A 15,695-nucleotide genomic window follows, 5' to 3' on the forward strand; every position below is an offset into this window, starting at 1 on the left:
GGAGTCAATGACGGTTGGCTGGGGGTGAGTCGCTTGGAGCGGCGGACCCCAAAAAAATTCGCTGCCGGACCTGGTGGGGCGCGGCAGCGTCGGGCATTTCCTGTGATTGCGGGCTCGGCTTACTTGAAGCCCAGCACATCCTGCATGTCATACAGGCCGGTGTCCTTGTCGGCCAGGAAGCGTGCGGCGCGCAGGCTGCCCATGGCGTACGACACGCGGCTGGAGGACTTGTGCGAAATCTCGATGCGCTCGCCGATACCGGCAAACAGGACCGTGTGGTCACCGATGATGTCGCCGCCGCGCACGGTGGCAAAACCGATGGAGGACGGATCGCGCTCACCGGTAACGCCTTCGCGGGCGTAGACGGCGACGTCGTCGAGCTTCCTGCCCAGCGCATCGGCGATGACTTCGCCCATCTTCAGCGCAGTGCCCGAGGGAGCGTCGACCTTGTGGCGGTGGTGGGCTTCGATGATCTCGATGTCGTAGCCGTGCGAGAAATTCTTGGCGGCCAGTTCCAGCAGCTTCAACGTGACGTTGACGCCCACGCTCATGTTGGGCGCGGCCATGACGGCGGTGCGCTTGGCGAATTCGGCGATGGCGGCTTTGCCTTCGGCCTCGAAACCGGTGGTGCCGATGACGACCTTCACGCCGTGGGCGGCGCAGTATTCCAGGTGCTTGAGCGTGCCTTCCGGACGGGTGAAATCGATCAGCACGTCAGCACCGGCCAGGCCGCGTGCCAGCTCGGATTCGATGATCACGCCGGTGGTCTTGCCCAGGAACAGGCCGGCATCGGTGCCGATGGCAGGCGAGGCGGGCGTATCCAGGGCGCCGGAGAGGTGCAGGCCCTCGGCGTTGAGGATGGCTTCGATCAGCATGCGGCCCATGCGCCCGGAGGCGCCGGTCACCGCGATATTCAGTGCAGTCATGTAAAACTCGGAAGAAAGAAGTGCGAAGGACGGGGCTTGCCTGGCTTACTTGTTGGTGGCCGAGGAAGGCGCCACCGGCGAGGCGGGCTTGATCTCGCTGTCGTCCTTGGGTTTGTCGCTGAAGCCGGCCTTGGAACCGACCTTGGCGTCAGTGATCAGGGTCAGGTATTCGCTTTCGGTGGGCAGGTTCTGGCCGCCTTCGACGTGATCCAGCAGGTCATCCTTGAAGAACACCGAGACACGGCTGGTCATGATCTCGCCGTTGCCCTTGGCCAGACGGAAATCGTAGTCCCAGCGGTTGCTGTGGAACATGTCGGTCAGCAGCGGCGTGCCCAGCACGAAGCGCACCTGGTCACGGGTCAGGCCGGGGCGCAGTTGCGCCACCATTTCCTTGGAGACGAAGTTGCCTTGCTGGATGTCGATGCGGTAGGGCCTGAAGAAGCCGAACAGGCTGTTGCTCTTGCCGGTCACCTTCACGCCCGAGGTATCGGTGGGTGCTGCCTGTTCCGGTGCCTTGGTCGAGGAGCAGCCGGCCAGCGAGACGGCCAGTGCAGCCAGGACGCCGATGGCGGTGGTGTGATGACGGGACTTCATTCGGGAAAGCATGCGCATAAAGATTTCAACCGGGTTGAGCCATGAGCCTAAAGCGCTATATGATAAGCTAGAACTTACTTCTTAAATAGGCATGAGTGCGTTCCGGGTGTAAAAGGGCGTTCCCCACCGCCCCGCCGGAACGGTCCGCCAGGTCTTCCCAGTGGACCGCCGCGCCTGTTCGAGACCAGTAAAACCCGGGAACCCACTCTACCATGCCGAACAATCCATCCGAACTGAAGGCCAGCGGCCTGAAGGCGACCCTGCCGCGCCTGAAGATCCTCGAAATCTTCCAGAACACCTCCGTGCGCCATCTCAGCGCCGAAGACGTCTACAAACAATTGCTGTCCGACAACCTCGATGTCGGTCTGGCCACCGTCTACCGCGTGCTGACCCAGTTCGAGCAGGCCGGCCTGCTCCAGCGCAATCACTTCGAGACCGGCAAGGCCGTCTTCGAACTCAACGAAGGCTCGCACCACGACCACCTGGTCTGCCTGGATTGCGGCAAGGTCGAGGAATTCTTCGACGCCGAAATCGAGAAGCGCCAGCTCAAGATTGCCCAGGAGCACGGTTTCGAGATCGCCGACCATGCCCTGGCCCTCTACGGTCATTGCAAAAACTGCAAGAAAGTGAAGAAGTAAGTTTGCTTTCGCTTGCCTGGCTTGATTCCGGCAATGCTGCATGAAGGAAAATGTAAAAAAGCCATGTGAGGTCTCACATGGCTTTTTTGCGTCCTGGCACGATGGTTGTGCTGGCCGGGATCAGTGCTGGCTCAAGGCGCTGGAAAGCAGCTTGGCGGTGATGTCGACGATGGGAATGACGCGTTCGTAGGCCATGCGGGTCGGTCCGATCACGCCCAGAGTGCCGACGATGCGGCCGTTGACCTCGTAGGGGGCGGTGACGATGCTCATGTCGTCCATCGGCACCAGCTGGGATTCGCCGCCGATGAAGATCTGTACGCCCGTGGCCTTGCTGGACACATCGAGCAGCTGCAGGAGCCCCGTCTTCTGCTCGAACATGTCGAACAGGCGGCGCAGCGAATTCATGTTGGAAGACAGGTCGGTCACCGACAGCAGGTTGCGTTCGCCGGAGATGACCACGTTGTTGTCGGCCTCTTCGTTCATGGCGTCGCTGCCGGCTTCGACGGCGGCCTGCATGAGCGCGGTCATGTCGTCGCGCAGCTGGCGCAGTTCGCCCTGCAGGTGGATGCGCACCTGGTCGAAGGACTGGCCTGCGTAATGCTGGTTGATGTAGTTGGCGGCCTGGGTCAGCTGGCTCGGGGTGTAGTCGACGTCGGTCAGGAGCATGCGGTTCTGCACGTCGCCGCCCTGGTCGACGATGACCAGCAGGATGCGCTTTTCCGACAGCCGCAGGAACTCGATCTGCTGGAACATCGATTCGCGCTTGGGCGTCATCACCACGCCGGCGAACTGCGACAGCGAAGACAGCACCTGGGCTGCGTTGGTGATGATCTTCTGGGGCGAACCGCTGTGCTGCAAGCGCGCCTGCAGGCGGCCTTCGAGGGCGCTCTCGTCGATGGCCTCGACGGTGAGCAGCGTGTCGACGAACATGCGATAGCCGCGCGGCGTGGGCACGCGGCCGGCAGAGGTGTGCGGGCTGGCGACGAAGCCCATCTCTTCGAGATCGGCCATGATGTTGCGGATGGTCGCCGGCGACAGTTCCAGGCCGGACAGTTTCGACAGGGCGCGCGAGCCCACTGGCTGGCCGTCGGCGATGTACCGTTCGACCAGGGCCTTCAGGAGTGTGCGGGCGCGGTTATCGAGTTGCATGGGGCATATTCTAGCGGCATATCCGGTAAATGTGACGGCCGCGTCAGTTCTTCCAGAAATTGAACAAAGGGTCAGGCTTGCGCCTGCAGCCAGTCGTGCAGCTCATGCAGGTCGCGGCAGATGGCGTCGGGGGTGATGCCTTCGGGCAGGGTGCGGTCGAAACGGTTCATCCATACTGCCCGCAAACCGGCCCGCTGCGCACCTTGCACGTCCAGCAGCGGATCGTCGCCCACATAGACGGTGGCTGCCGGGGCGACCTGCAGTGCCTCGCAGGCGGCGTGGAAGATGGCCGGATCCGGTTTGGCGCGGCCGAAGCGATGGGCGGCAATCGAGACCCCGAAGTGCCCGGCCAGGCCGATGCGCTCCAGGTCGGCAAAGCCGTTGGAGACCGAGCCCAGCGTGAGTTTGCCCTTCATGCGCAGCAGCGCCGGTTCGACGTCATCGAACAGCGCCACCGTGCTGCGCGCTTCGGAGAACAGGGCCATGGCCGGGTCGACCAGCGCCAGGTCCACGTCATGCTCGCGGAAGACCTCGGAAAGCGCCGTATGGCGCAGCTTCCAGAGGTCGATGCGATACATCGGGTCGGTCTTCATCAGGGCCATGCGGCGTTCGCGCAGGCTGGCAATGGTATGGGCCGCCACCACCGCTGGTGCATGCTCGCGCAGCCAGTCGTAGAGCAGGCCTTCGGCACGTACCAGCACCGGCTCGATGGCCCACAGGGTATCGTCGAGATCGAACAGGACCGCCTCGATGGGGGAGGGAGCGGGCGAGGAGGGCAGGGAGGAAGCGCTTGGTTTCATTACAATGTCATCTCAAATTATGGTCTAATCCGCAGCATGTGGCCCATCAAATTACCCGTTCAGGCAGCCGTACCCAAAACCGTCGCCATCGTCGGCAAGTTCCAGGCCGTCGGCATCGCGCAGATCTTGTCGGACATCGCGGTGTTCCTCGAGTCGCACGGCCACACCGTGGTCTTCGAGTCCGAGACCGCCGAGAACATCGCCCTGCAAGGCTATGACAGCATGACGCCCGAGCAGATCGGACATCACGCCGACGTGGCCATCGTGGTCGGCGGCGACGGCACCATGCTCGGCATCGCGCGCCAGCTGGCACCCTACAACGTGCCGCTGATCGGCATCAACCAGGGGCGCCTGGGCTTCATCACCGATATCGCCCAAGACCGCATGATACCGGCTCTGGCCGACATGCTGGAAGGCAAGGTCGAAGCCGAGTCGCGTTCGCTGCTGGAAGCGCGGGTCTACCGCGAGGGCAGCGAGATCTTCCGCGCGCTGGCCCTGAACGATGTGGTGGTGGCGCGTGGCTCCACCTCCGGCATGGTCGAGCTGCGGGTGGAGGTCGATGGCCGCTTCATGTACAACCAGCGTTCCGATGGCCTCATCGTGGCCACGCCCACCGGTTCCACCGCCTATGCCTTGTCGGCCGGTGGCCCCATCCTGCATCCCAGCCTGCACGGGATCGTGATGGTGCCGATTTCTCCGCATTCGCTGTCCAACCGTCCCATCACGCTGTCGGATTCCTGCGAGATCGTGATTCAGGTGGTGGCCGGGCGCGAGGTCAGCGCCAACTTCGACATGCAATCCTTGACCAGCGTGCTGCATGGCGACCGCATCGTGATCCGCCGTTCGGCGCACAAGATCACTTTCCTGCATCCCGAGGGCTGGAGTTATTTCGATACCCTGCGCGAGAAGCTGCACTGGAATGAATACCCCTCCATAGAAGGCCGATTACAATAAGCGCGCATCAAGCCCGGCCTTCGCGTGCCGGCCCGCTTGAGCCTACTGGCCTGTCCGTCCAACCCGCTGCGAGACCACCATGCTGCGTACCTTAACGATTCGCGACTTCGTGATTGTCGATGCCATCGAGCTCGAATTCGCGCGCGGATTCTCCGTCTTCACCGGCGAAACCGGCGCCGGCAAATCCATCCTCATCGATGCCCTGGCGCTGGCCATGGGCGGACGGGGCGATCCCAGCGTGGTGCGCGAGGGCGCGGCCAAGGCGGATGTGAGCGCCGATTTCACCGCCACGCCGGAAGTGATGGCCTGGCTGGACGAACACGAATTCACCGGCGAGCACGACGGCGTGCTGCTGCGCCGGGTGATCGACAATGCCGGCCGCAGCAAGGCCTACATCAACGGCAGCGCCGCCACCGCCGCGCAATTGCGCGAAGTCGGCGAGATGCTGGTGGACATCCACGGCCAGCACGCGCACCAGTCGCTCATGAAGGCTGATGCCCAGCGCCAGTTGCTGGACAGCCAGGCCGGTCTGCTGGAACCTGCCCGTGAAGTGGCTGCCGCTTACAAAACCTGGCGCGCCCTGGCCCGCCAGCGTGAGCAGTTCGAGCAGGATGCGCGCAATGTGCTGCTGGAGCGCGAGCGCCTGGAGTGGCAGGTGGCCGAGCTGCACAAGCTGGCCGTCAAGCCCGGCGAATGGGCTGACATCAGTACCGAGCACAGCCGCCTGTCGCATGCTGCTGCGCTCATTGGTGGCGCGCAGGAGGCGCTGGGCGTGATCTCGGAATCGGAGTCGCCCATCCTCTCGCAGCTCTCCTCGATTACGCAGAAGCTGACCAAGCTGGTCGATGTCGATACTGCCTTGAAGCCGGTGCTCGATGCGCTGGAACCGGCGCAGATCCAGCTGCAGGAAGCGGTCTATGCCTTGAATGATTATCTCGGCCGCGTTGAACTCGACCCCGCGCGCCTGCAGGAAGTGGAAGAGCGCCTGGAAGCCATCCATTCGACCGCCCGCAAATTCCACGTGCAGCCCGATGAGTTGCCCGAGGAATATCGCAAGCTCTCCGAAGAATTGAAGCAACTGGCCGATGCCAGCGACCTCGATGCTCTGCGCGCGCAGGAAGACAAGCTCAAGGAAGCCTATCTGGCGCAGGCGCAGAAACTCTCCAAGGCGCGCGCCAAGGCCGCTGCCGCATTGGGCGAGGCGGTCACGGCCGCCATGCAGGATCTGTCGATGGCCGGTGGCCGTTTCGAGATCGCGCTCAATGAAGTGGAGCCGGCGGCATACGGCCTGGAACAGGTGGAATTCCTGGTGGCCGGTCACGCCGGCGTGGCACCGCGCGCACTGGCCAAGGTGGCCTCGGGCGGTGAACTGGCGCGCATCTCGTTGGCCATCTCGGTGATCGCCTCGGCTGCCACCACGGTACCGACCCTGATCTTCGATGAAGTCGACAGCGGCATCGGCGGTGCCGTGGCCGAAGTGGTCGGACGGCTCTTGAAGCGCCTCGGCCAGGAGCGCCAGGTGCTGTGCGTGACGCACTTGCCGCAGGTGGCCAGCCAGGCCAACCAGCACTACCAGGTCAAGAAGCGCAGCGAGGGCGGCAAGACCCTCTCCGATATCGACGGGCTGGACCCCAAGGCGCGCGTGGAAGAAATCGCCCGCATGCTGGGCGGTCTGGAAATCACGGCCACCACGCGCAAGCACGCGCGCGAGCTGCTGGCTTCCTGATCGCCCTCACACCAAGAACATCAAGAAACCCAAGCTCAACGATCATGCCCTTCCGCAAAGAACCTCCCTACACCCACGGCAGCCCGGCCTCCACCGCCGTGGTGCTGGTCAATCTCGGCACGCCCGATGCGCCCAATGCAGGCGCGCTGCGACGCTACCTCAAGCAATTCCTGTCGGACCCGCGTGTAGTGGAAATCCCGCGTGCGGTGTGGTGGTTCATTCTCAACGGCATCATCCTGCCTTTCCGCTCCTCCAAGTCGGCCGAGAAATACGCCAGCATCTGGACCGAGGAAGGCTCGCCGCTGCGCGTGCATACCCAGCGCCAGGCCGCTGCTTTGGCGGTGCAACTGGCCGGGCGCGGCCATCATCAGTTACAGGTGGTGTATGCCATGCGCTATGGCACGCCGTCGCTGCCCGAAGTGCTGGATCAGCTGAAGCAACAGGGCTGCACGCGCATCCTGGTGCTGCCGGCCTATCCGCAGTACTCGGGCACGACCACTGCTTCCATCTTCGATGCCGTCTTCGACCATTACCGCCAGGTGCGCAACATCCCCGAACTGCGCCTGATCCGCAACTATCACGACCAGGATGCCTACATCCAGGCGCTGCGCCAGTCGGTGCTGGATCACTGGGACCTGCACGGCCGGCCGGACAAGCTGCTGATGAGCTTCCACGGCGTGCCCAAGCGCACGCTGATGCTGGGCGATCCTTATCATTGCGAGTGCTACAAGACCGCCCGCCTGCTGGCGGAGTCGCTGGGGCTGACCGATGAGCAGTACCAGGTCACCTTCCAGTCGCGCTTCGGCAAGGCCGAGTGGCTGCAGCCTTACACCGCGCCCACCGCCCAGGAACTGGGCCGGCAGGGCGTGCGCCGCATCGACGTGATGTGTCCCGGGTTCACCAGCGACTGTCTGGAAACCCTGGAAGAAATCGCCATGGAAGTGAAGGAAGACTTCCTGCACGCAGGCGGCAAGGAGTTTCACTTCATCCCCTGCCTGAATGAATCACCGGCCTGGATCAACGGCATGGTGGAGATCGTCGAGCAGCACCTGGCCGGCTGGCCGACCATGAGCAATGCCGCCGCCCGCGAAGAGATGGCGCGCCAGCAGGCGATCGCCGCAGAGCGGGCAAAGGCACTCGGCGCGGATCGCTGATTTTTCAGAAAGCTTCATATCGACCGCCGACCTGTGGCGGTCAGCGCCCTTCAGCCTGCTAAAATGGCAGGCTGAACGCCTTTACTGTCGCTGATATTGTCTGTCCGGCAATGATCTTGCCTGGTGCAGGGCGACCAGATCGTTCATACAAGAAAAAAACCGGGGGGTAGCGGCGCTCAGAGCGTGTATTCGCTCACCAGATGCGTATAGCTGATCCAGGCGGTAGCCAGCAGGCTGTACAGGGCAACGAAGATAATGGCCGCAATCAGTGGCAGTTTCATGATGACACCTTGTTGGCGCGACAAGCGATGAGGGGAAGTGGAAATGCCGTCAAACGAGCCTGCCCCAAAGGGCAGGAACTCGAATTCAGTTTAGGTCGGGGTCGAATTAACTTGAAGTCAGACCCCGTAATTTCTGTAAGCGCGCGTAACATTTTTCTTCTTGAAATCGCAGAAACAGGCAAAAAGTCGCCGGAAAGTGCCAAAAAGCCCTTGAAAAAGCAGGGACATGCCCTACTTGTGCCGCATCCCTTGGCGGACGGCGCTTCACATCAGGCTGCCGCACGCACGTAAATCATTGATTTGTTGGAGGTAATTCAGGAATGCAAGACATGGAAAAACAGGAAAACCCATCCGTCCAGCAAGACAACCAGGCTGCTGACGCCGCTGCTGCCACTGCCGCCGAGCAGGCTGCTCCGGCCGCCGCTGCCGAGCCCACACTGGAAGACAAGCTGGCCGCAGCCGAAGCCAAGGCTGCCGAGATGCAGGACGCCTTCCTGCGTGCCCGTGCCGAAGGCGAGAACATCCGCCGCCGTGCTCAGGAAGACATCGCCAAGGCCCACAAGTTCGCCATCGAGGGCTTCGCCGAGTCGCTGCTGGCGGTCAAGGACAGCCTGGAAATGGCGCTGAAGATCGAAAACGCCTCGCTGGAATCGCTCAAGGAAGGCGTGGACATGACCTTGAAGCAACTCTCCTCGGCCTTCGAGAAGAACAAGCTGCAGGAAGTCAGCCCGCAGGCCGGCGAGAAGCTCGACCCCATGAAGCATCAGGCCGTCTCGGCCGTGCCGGCCGAGCAGGAAGCCAACACGGTGGTTGCCGTGCTGCAAAAAGGCTATATGATTTCCGACCGTCTGCTGCGTCCGGCGCTGGTGACGGTGGCCCAGGGAAAGTAAGCGGACCGGCGCCGGAAGGGAAAAGAGGCAAACGGCATCATTTTTGCTTCATCCGGTGGTTCCGGCGCTTGAAAGTCCATCTTTCCTCCACATATTCAAACCATTCAAAACACCTGTAGCCCGACATCCAGGGCTGAAAGAACGAAGGAAAAATCATGGGAAAAATCATTGGTATTGACCTGGGCACCACCAACTCTTGCGTTTCCGTCATGGAAGGCAACCAGCCCAAGGTGATCGAGAACTCCGAAGGCGCGCGTACCACGCCTTCCATCATTGCGTATCAGGAAGACGGCGAAATCCTGGTCGGCGCACCCGCCAAGCGCCAGGCCGTCACCAACCCGAAGAACACCATCTACGCCGCCAAGCGCCTGATCGGCCGCAAGTTCACCGAAAAGGAAGTGCAGAAGGACATCAACCTGATGCCCTACCAGATCGTGGCCGCCGACAACGGCGACGCCTGGATCGGCGTGCGCGACAAGAAGCTGGCCCCGCCGCAGATTTCCGCTGAAGTCCTGCGCAAGATGAAGAAGACCGCCGAAGACTACCTGGGCGAAGAAGTCACCGAAGCCGTCATCACGGTGCCGGCCTACTTCAACGACGCCCAGCGCCAAGCCACCAAGGACGCCGGCCGCATCGCCGGTCTGGACGTCAAGCGCATCATCAACGAACCGACCGCAGCGGCACTGGCCTTCGGCCTGGACAAGGCTGAAAAGGGTGACCGCAAGATCGCCGTGTATGACCTGGGCGGCGGTACCTTCGACGTGTCCATCATCGAAATCGCTGACGTCGATGGCGAAAAGCAGTTCGAAGTGCTGTCCACCAACGGTGACACCTTCCTGGGCGGCGAAGACTTCGACCAGCGCCTGATCGACTACATCATCGAGGAATTCAAGAAGATCAACGGCCTGGACCTGTCCAAGGACGCCATCGCCCTGCAGCGCATCAAGGCTTCGGCCGAACGCGCCAAGATCGAGCTGTCGTCCTCGCAACAGACCGAGATCAACGAGCCCTACATCGCCATGGCCAATGGCGCACCGGTCCACCTGAACCTGAAGATCACCCGCGCCAAGCTGGAGTCCCTGGTTGAGGAACTGATCGCCAAGACCATCGAACCCTGCCGCACCGCCATCAAGGACGCCGGTGTGAAGGTGTCTGACATCGACGACGTGATCCTGGTCGGCGGCATGACCCGCATGCCCAAGGTCATCGAGAAGGTGAAGGAATTCTTCGGCAAGGATCCGCGCCGTGACGTGAACCCCGACGAAGCCGTGGCCGTCGGTGCCGCGATCCAGGGTTCGGTCCTCTCGGGCGACCGCAAGGACGTGCTGCTGCTGGACGTGACCCCGCTGTCGCTGGGTATCGAAACCATGGGCGGCGTCATGACCAAGATGATCAAGAAGAACACCACCATCCCGACCAAGTTCAGCCAGGTGTTCTCCACTGCCGACGACAACCAGCCGGCCGTGACCATCAAGGTCTACCAGGGCGAGCGTGAAATGGCCGTGGGCAACAAGGCCCTGGGTGAATTCAACCTGGAAGGCATCCCGCCGGCCCCGCGCGGCACCCCGCAGATCGAAGTGACCTTCGACATCGACGCCAACGGCATCCTGCATGTGGGCGCCAAGGACAAGGCCACCGGCAAGGAAAACAAGATCACCATCAAGGCCAACTCCGGCCTGAATGAAGAAGAGATCGAAAAGATGGTGCGCGACGCCGAAGCCAACGCCGAGGAAGACAAGCGCCTGAAGGAACTGGCCGAGACCCGCAACCAGGGTGATGCGCTGGTGCACTCGACCAAGAAGGCCTTGGGCGAATACGGCGACAAGCTGGAAGCCGGCGAGAAGGAAGTCATCGAAGCCGCCATCAAGAACCTGGAAGAAGCCTTGAAGGGTGACGACAAGGCCACCATCGATGCCAAGACCGAAGCCCTGTCGACCGCTGCGCAAAAGCTGGGCGAGAAGATGTACGCCGACCAGCAGGCGCAAGCCGCTGCCGCCGGTGGTGCTGCGGGCGCTGCCGGTGCCCAGGCCGGTGCCGCCGGTGCAGCTCCGAAGGATGACAACGTGGTCGACGCCGACTTCAAGGAAGTGAAGTAATCCGGGACTGACGCCTCGATTTACCTGAGGTCAGCGCTCGCGCCCGGGTGCGGTTTTTCCGCAGCCCGGGCGGATTTTTGAGAAGCATCCACCCGGCCGGGTTGTTTTTCGGCCAGGCCGGTACGCCGAGTCCGCAGTCAAAAGCTGAACTCGGCTTTTTCACATTGTTGGTTTCCGGTCGTGCTTGCGCGGCCGCAGATGCAGGCCATCGCAGCAGCGACGGAACACAATAACAAGGTGGGTTATACAACATGGCAAAACGCGATTTTTACGAAGTGCTCGGACTGGCAAAGAACGCCAGCGACGACGAAATCAAGAAGGCTTATCGCAAGCTGGCGATGAAGTACCATCCTGACCGCAACCCGGACAGCAAGGGTGCGGAAGACAAGTTCAAGGAGGTCAAGGAAGCCTACGAGATGCTGTCGGACCCGCAGAAGCGCGAGGCCTACGACCGCTACGGCCATGCCGGCGTCGACCCCAACATGGGTGGCGGCGGCGGTGCCGGCGCGGGTGGCTTTGCCGATGCCTTCGGCGACATCTTCGGCGATATCTTTGGCGGCGGCGGTGGCCGCGGCCGCAGCTCCGGCCCGCAGGTCTATCGCGGCGCCGACCTGCGCTACAACCTGGAAATCACGCTGGAACAGGCTGCGCACGGCTTCGACACCACCATCCGTGTGCCGTCCTGGGACCAGTGCGATACCTGCCACGGCAGCGGCGCCAAGCCCGGCACCTCGCCGGTCACTTGCACCACCTGCGGCGGTCATGGCCAGGTGCGCATGCAACAGGGCTTCTTCAGCATCCAGCAGACCTGCCCCAAGTGCCACGGCAGCGGCAAGATCATTCCGGAACCCTGCACCACCTGCGCCGGTGCCGGCCGCATCAAGCGCAACAAGACGCTGGAAGTGAAGATCCCCGAAGGCATCGACGACGGCATGCGCATCCGCTCCTCCGGCAACGGCGAACCCGGCGTCAACGGCGGTCCTCCGGGCGACCTGTATGTGGAAATCCACATCAAGCCGCACGATGTGTTCCAGCGTGATGGCGATGACCTGCATTGCGAGATGCCGATCTCTTTCGCCAAGGCGGCACTGGGTGGCGAGATCGAAGCGCCGACCCTGAATGGCAAGGCCTCCTTCTCCATTCCCGAAGGGACCCAGAGCGGCAAGACCTTCCGCCTGCGCGGCAAGGGCATCAAGGGCGTGCGTTCCGGTTACGCGGGCGACCTGTTCTGCCACGTCGTGGTGGAAACCCCGGTCAAGCTGACCGATCGCCAGAAGGAACTGCTGCGCGAGTTCGAGCAGCTCACCACCGAAGGCGGCGCCAAGCACAGCCCGCAGACCAAGACCTGGAAGGACAAGGTCAAGGAATTCTTCGAGTAATCAGCAGCATCTGCATCATCGGCAGCAAAGCAAAAGGCCAGCGATCTCGCTGGCCTTTTTCTTGTCCACAGCCTGAATCAAGGCCTCAGAAGCAATGCTCCTGCGCGGGGAAGCTGCCATCCTTCACGGCCGCCACATAGTGGCGCACCGCCTCCTCGATGCCGCTGGCCCCGTCCATGAAGTTGCGCACGAAGCGGCTCTTGTGGCCCGGGAACACGCCCAGCATGTCATGCATCACCAGCACCTGGCCCGAGCAATCGGGGCCGGCGCCAATGCCGATGGTGGGGATGGCCAGGCGGTCGGTCACTTCCTTGCCCAGCGTGGCCGGCACCGCTTCGATGACCACCAGCGAAGCGCCCGCCTGCTGTACCGCCAGCGCATCCGCATGCAGCTGCGTGGCGCCATCGCTGGTCTTGCCCTGCACCTTGAAGCCACCCAGCTGGTGCACTGACTGCGGCGTCAGGCCAATGTGCGCGCACACCGGGATGCCGCGCTCGGTGAGGAACTTGATGGTATCGGCCAGCCACACGCCGCCTTCCAGCTTGACTATCTGCGCGCCCGCCTGCATCAGCAGCGCGGCGTTGCGGAAGGCTTCCTCGCGGGTCGGGTAGGTGCCGAAGGGCAGGTCGGCGATGATCAGCATGGTGCGGGTGCCGCGGGCGACGGCCGCCGTGTGATAGGCCACATCTTGGATCGTCACCGGCAGGGTCGAATCATGGCCCTGGCAGACCATGCCCAGGGAGTCGCCGATCAGCACCGTTTCCAGCCCGGCGCGCTCCATGAGCGTGGCGAAGCTGGCGTCATAACAGGTCAGCATGCTGATCTTGTCGCCCTTGGCGCGCATCGCCTGCAGGGTGTGGGTGGTCACCGGCTTGGCGCGTGCCGCGCCCGATTCCTGAAGATAGCCTGCCATGAAAGATTCAACCTCCGTGATTGAGAAAGGCGCGCGGCCCGTGCATCTCCTGGATGTGCTGCAGCAGGATGGCCAGATCGGCATCGCTGTGGGCCGGATCCAGATGCTCGGTGTTGACGGTCAGTACCGGCGCGTCTTGGTAATGATAGAAAAATTGACTGTAGCACTCCGACAGCCGTTGCAGGTAATCCAGGGAGATGGCTTCCTCCATGGCGATCCCGCGCGCGGCGATGCGGGTCTGCAGAACATCGGCCGGTGCCTGCAGGTGGATCACCAGGTCGGGCACCCGCGCCTTGGGCTGCAACTGGCGATACAAGGCGTCATAAAGCGCCAGTTCATCGCCGGCCAGGGTCAGCTGGGCGAACAGGATGTTCTTTTCCAGCATGAAGTCGGCAATGAAGCGTCCCTCCAGCTGCGCCGGATCCAGCGGTGCCTGCAACTGCCCCATGCGCTGCAGGAGGAAAAAAACCTGAGTCTGGAAGGCATGCCGTGCAGCATCCCGGTAAAACTCGGCCAGGAAGGGATTGCCTTCCGGCTGCTCCAGCACGGCCTGTGCGCCCCAGAGCGCCGACAGGCGCGTGGCCAGCGAAGTCTTGCCAGCCCCGATCGGGCCGTCGATTGCGATATAGCGATAGCTTTCCAGTTCCATGGTGTCTTTCCCCCGGCACGCCGGGTGCGGCATTGTAGTTGATTTCATTGCGGCCGGCCTGAATGGCCGACCTGGCTTTTTGTTGATTCTTGGCAACTTTCCGATGATTGTCTGTTGGTGCAGACAACTCAACCGGAATTCGGCCTTTATTCCACGCAAGGCGAGACCCGGGCAGCCAGCACAATAGGCTGTGGGTCAGTGCGCGCAGGATAGACCCGCTGCAAGCGCCATTAGTGCCGGGCGGCGGTGTGCCGGAGGTGCTGAATCGCCTTTGTCGCTGCCAACTTCGCCTGCGCACCGGGCGGGGTTGCCAAAGAAGCGCGCATCGTTGCCGTAAACACCGTCAAGGGCGGGCTGTGTGCATCGCGATCATGGCCGTGCGGTTTGCCCCGAGCTGACAACAACCAACAGGAAAACGTGGCTGTGAAATCGCTTCGCAATATCTTGCCGATGCTGTGCCTGGTGAATCTGCTGCTGTTCATGATGCTGGCCCAGCACTGGTGGCTGGGGGCACTGGTCGGCCTGCTGATCGGCGGGGCCTTCTACCTGACTTGCCTGCCCGCCCCGGCGGTGCCCGCCATGGCCGCACCGCAGCCATCCTTGCCACCTGCTGCTGCAGCGCTTGCTGCCGGGCTGCCGATAGAGCCGCTGATGGCGGCCGAGCCGGCTGGCGCAGTTGAGAGCACCGCGCCCCTGGCCGAACTGGTCCGCGAAGTGCTACCGGTGTGGCAGGGCAATGTGCAACTGGCGCGGGCCCAGACGCAATCGGCCATTGACGGCTTGACGGCCCGCTTCGTCGGCATCCACGAGCGCCTGGGCGGCGCACTGGACCCCGCCCGACATAGCGCCAATGGCGAGATCCTGCAGACCGTGCAGCACGCTGCTGAACAATTGGGTGCGATTGCCTCGGCGCTGGAAGGCATGCTGGCCTCGCGCCAGGTGCTGGTGACCAAGTTCGACAGCCTGATGGCGGCCAATGACGAGATTCGCCGCCTGGCTCAGCAGAACGAGCAACTGGCCGGCCAGACCGGCGTGACCGATCTGCTCAGCGACGAGCAGAGCTGGCAGGAACTGGCCGAGCGCTCGGCCGAGAACAGCCGCCAGATCGCTGCCCGCGCCAAGAGCGCGCGCCAGCAGATCATGGCGGCCATCGGTGCCACCGGGGATGCGGCCGATACCGAAGGCATCGCCGAAAACTCGCGCGCCGTGATCGACCAGATCATCGCCGACTTCCGCCACTCCGCCATGAAGCTCACCACGACCATGGAAACGCTGGAAGACGAAGGCCGCGAAGTCGACCGCGAAGTGTGCGACATCCTGGTGCACCTGCAATTCCAGGACCGCATCAGCCAGATCCTGGATCACGTACAGCAGGACATCCTGCGCCTGCGCAACGCGGCCGCCGAGGCGCGGGGGCTGCCCTCGCCGCAGCAGTGGCTGACTGATCTTGAAAAGACCTATACCACCCAGGAACAACGCCAGATGCATGCCGGCCAGCAGGGCCATCCCGCGCCACCGTCGCAGGTGGATTTTTTCTGAGATCACG

General features: G+C 62.8%; 14 protein-coding genes. 8 read left to right on the forward strand and 6 right to left on the reverse strand.

Features of this window, described 5'->3' with window-relative positions:
- Positions 1–119: 119 nt before the first annotated feature.
- Positions 120–926: a 4-hydroxy-tetrahydrodipicolinate reductase gene (dapB, locus tag E2K99_RS03375; RefSeq protein WP_134221350.1), complete on the reverse strand. Its 807-nt coding sequence runs from the start codon at positions 924–926 to the stop codon at positions 120–122.
- A gap of 45 nt (positions 927–971) precedes the next feature.
- On the reverse strand, positions 972–1,520 hold the full coding sequence (locus tag E2K99_RS03380) for an outer membrane protein assembly factor BamE (protein WP_134221351.1): 549 nt from the start codon (positions 1,518–1,520) through the stop codon (positions 972–974).
- 212 nt (positions 1,521–1,732) lie between these two features.
- Between E2K99_RS03380 and fur the strand changes: the two genes are divergently transcribed.
- A complete protein-coding gene (gene fur, locus E2K99_RS03385; protein WP_034341048.1) occupies positions 1,733–2,158 on the forward strand; it encodes a ferric iron uptake transcriptional regulator in 426 nt (141 codons plus the stop codon).
- A gap of 120 nt (positions 2,159–2,278) precedes the next feature.
- On the opposite strand, the gene hrcA is transcribed toward fur, so the two are convergent.
- Together hrcA and E2K99_RS03395 are read right to left on the reverse strand one after the other, a co-directional pair.
- Complete coding sequence (gene hrcA, locus E2K99_RS03390) at positions 2,279–3,307, reverse strand: heat-inducible transcriptional repressor HrcA (protein WP_034341051.1); 1,029 nt, start codon at positions 3,305–3,307, stop codon at positions 2,279–2,281.
- A 71-nt stretch (positions 3,308–3,378) separates the two neighbouring features.
- On the reverse strand, positions 3,379–4,107 hold the full coding sequence (locus E2K99_RS03395; RefSeq protein WP_134221352.1) for an HAD family hydrolase: 729 nt from the start codon (positions 4,105–4,107) through the stop codon (positions 3,379–3,381).
- Between the two features lie 36 nt (positions 4,108–4,143).
- On the opposite strand from E2K99_RS03395, the gene E2K99_RS03400 reads away from it, so the two are divergent.
- The 6 genes from E2K99_RS03400 (at position 4,144) to dnaJ (ending at position 12,587) form a co-directional block, all read left to right on the forward strand.
- Positions 4,144–5,061, forward strand: a complete 918-nt coding sequence (locus E2K99_RS03400) for an NAD kinase (protein ID WP_039785185.1) — start codon at positions 4,144–4,146, stop codon at positions 5,059–5,061.
- Positions 5,062–5,140: 79 nt separating this feature from the next.
- Entirely contained in the window at positions 5,141–6,787 is a 1,647-nt protein-coding gene (gene recN, locus E2K99_RS03405; RefSeq protein ID WP_134221353.1) for a DNA repair protein RecN, read from the forward strand.
- Positions 6,788–6,831: 44 nt separating this feature from the next.
- Positions 6,832–7,941, forward strand: a complete 1,110-nt coding sequence (hemH, locus tag E2K99_RS03410) for a ferrochelatase (RefSeq protein WP_134221354.1) — start codon at positions 6,832–6,834, stop codon at positions 7,939–7,941.
- 601 nt (positions 7,942–8,542) lie between these two features.
- On the forward strand, positions 8,543–9,112 hold the full coding sequence (gene grpE, locus E2K99_RS03415) for a nucleotide exchange factor GrpE (protein ID WP_039785190.1): 570 nt from the start codon (positions 8,543–8,545) through the stop codon (positions 9,110–9,112).
- Between the two features lie 155 nt (positions 9,113–9,267).
- Entirely contained in the window at positions 9,268–11,208 is a 1,941-nt protein-coding gene (gene dnaK / locus E2K99_RS03420; protein ID WP_121042962.1) for a molecular chaperone DnaK, read from the forward strand.
- A gap of 251 nt (positions 11,209–11,459) precedes the next feature.
- Complete coding sequence (gene dnaJ, locus E2K99_RS03425) at positions 11,460–12,587, forward strand: molecular chaperone DnaJ (RefSeq protein WP_121042964.1); 1,128 nt, start codon at positions 11,460–11,462, stop codon at positions 12,585–12,587.
- Positions 12,588–12,672: 85 nt separating this feature from the next.
- Here dnaJ and panB read toward each other — a convergent pair whose 3' ends face one another.
- Together panB and E2K99_RS03435 are read right to left on the reverse strand one after the other, a co-directional pair.
- Positions 12,673–13,500, reverse strand: a complete 828-nt coding sequence (gene panB / locus E2K99_RS03430) for a 3-methyl-2-oxobutanoate hydroxymethyltransferase (protein ID WP_134221355.1) — start codon at positions 13,498–13,500, stop codon at positions 12,673–12,675.
- 7 nt (positions 13,501–13,507) lie between these two features.
- Entirely contained in the window at positions 13,508–14,149 is a 642-nt protein-coding gene (locus E2K99_RS03435; RefSeq protein ID WP_034332561.1) for a deoxynucleoside kinase, read from the reverse strand.
- A gap of 423 nt (positions 14,150–14,572) precedes the next feature.
- On the opposite strand from E2K99_RS03435, the gene E2K99_RS03440 reads away from it, so the two are divergent.
- Positions 14,573–15,688, forward strand: coding sequence for a chemotaxis protein (locus E2K99_RS03440; RefSeq protein WP_134221356.1), 1,116 nt, complete (start codon positions 14,573–14,575; stop codon positions 15,686–15,688).
- The last annotated feature ends 7 nt before the right edge of the window (positions 15,689–15,695 follow it).

This window comes from Herbaspirillum huttiense, assembly GCF_004367745.1.
GTDB lineage: Bacteria > Pseudomonadota > Gammaproteobacteria > Burkholderiales > Burkholderiaceae_D > Herbaspirillum > Herbaspirillum huttiense.

What these genes read in the sequence shown, in the direction of transcription:
- dnaK (WP_121042962.1), top strand. Translation starts at nt 9,268, where the DNA reads ATGGGAAAAATCATTGGTATTGACCTGGGCACCACCAACTCTTGCGTT.
- E2K99_RS03395 (WP_134221352.1), bottom strand. Translation starts at nt 4,107, where the DNA reads ATGAAACCAAGCGCTTCCTCCCTGCCCTCCTCGCCCGCTCCCTCCCCC.
- hemH (WP_134221354.1), top strand. Translation starts at nt 6,832, where the DNA reads ATGCCCTTCCGCAAAGAACCTCCCTACACCCACGGCAGCCCGGCCTCC.
- dapB (WP_134221350.1), bottom strand. Translation starts at nt 926, where the DNA reads ATGACTGCACTGAATATCGCGGTGACCGGCGCCTCCGGGCGCATGGGC.
- dnaJ (WP_121042964.1), top strand. Translation starts at nt 11,460, where the DNA reads ATGGCAAAACGCGATTTTTACGAAGTGCTCGGACTGGCAAAGAACGCC.
- panB (WP_134221355.1), bottom strand. Translation starts at nt 13,500, where the DNA reads ATGGCAGGCTATCTTCAGGAATCGGGCGCGGCACGCGCCAAGCCGGTG.
- hrcA (WP_034341051.1), bottom strand. Translation starts at nt 3,307, where the DNA reads ATGCAACTCGATAACCGCGCCCGCACACTCCTGAAGGCCCTGGTCGAA.
- grpE (WP_039785190.1), top strand. Translation starts at nt 8,543, where the DNA reads ATGCAAGACATGGAAAAACAGGAAAACCCATCCGTCCAGCAAGACAAC.
- E2K99_RS03400 (WP_039785185.1), top strand. Translation starts at nt 4,144, where the DNA reads ATGTGGCCCATCAAATTACCCGTTCAGGCAGCCGTACCCAAAACCGTC.
- recN (WP_134221353.1), top strand. Translation starts at nt 5,141, where the DNA reads ATGCTGCGTACCTTAACGATTCGCGACTTCGTGATTGTCGATGCCATC.
- fur (WP_034341048.1), top strand. Translation starts at nt 1,733, where the DNA reads ATGCCGAACAATCCATCCGAACTGAAGGCCAGCGGCCTGAAGGCGACC.
- E2K99_RS03435 (WP_034332561.1), bottom strand. Translation starts at nt 14,149, where the DNA reads ATGGAACTGGAAAGCTATCGCTATATCGCAATCGACGGCCCGATCGGG.
- E2K99_RS03380 (WP_134221351.1), bottom strand. Translation starts at nt 1,520, where the DNA reads ATGAAGTCCCGTCATCACACCACCGCCATCGGCGTCCTGGCTGCACTG.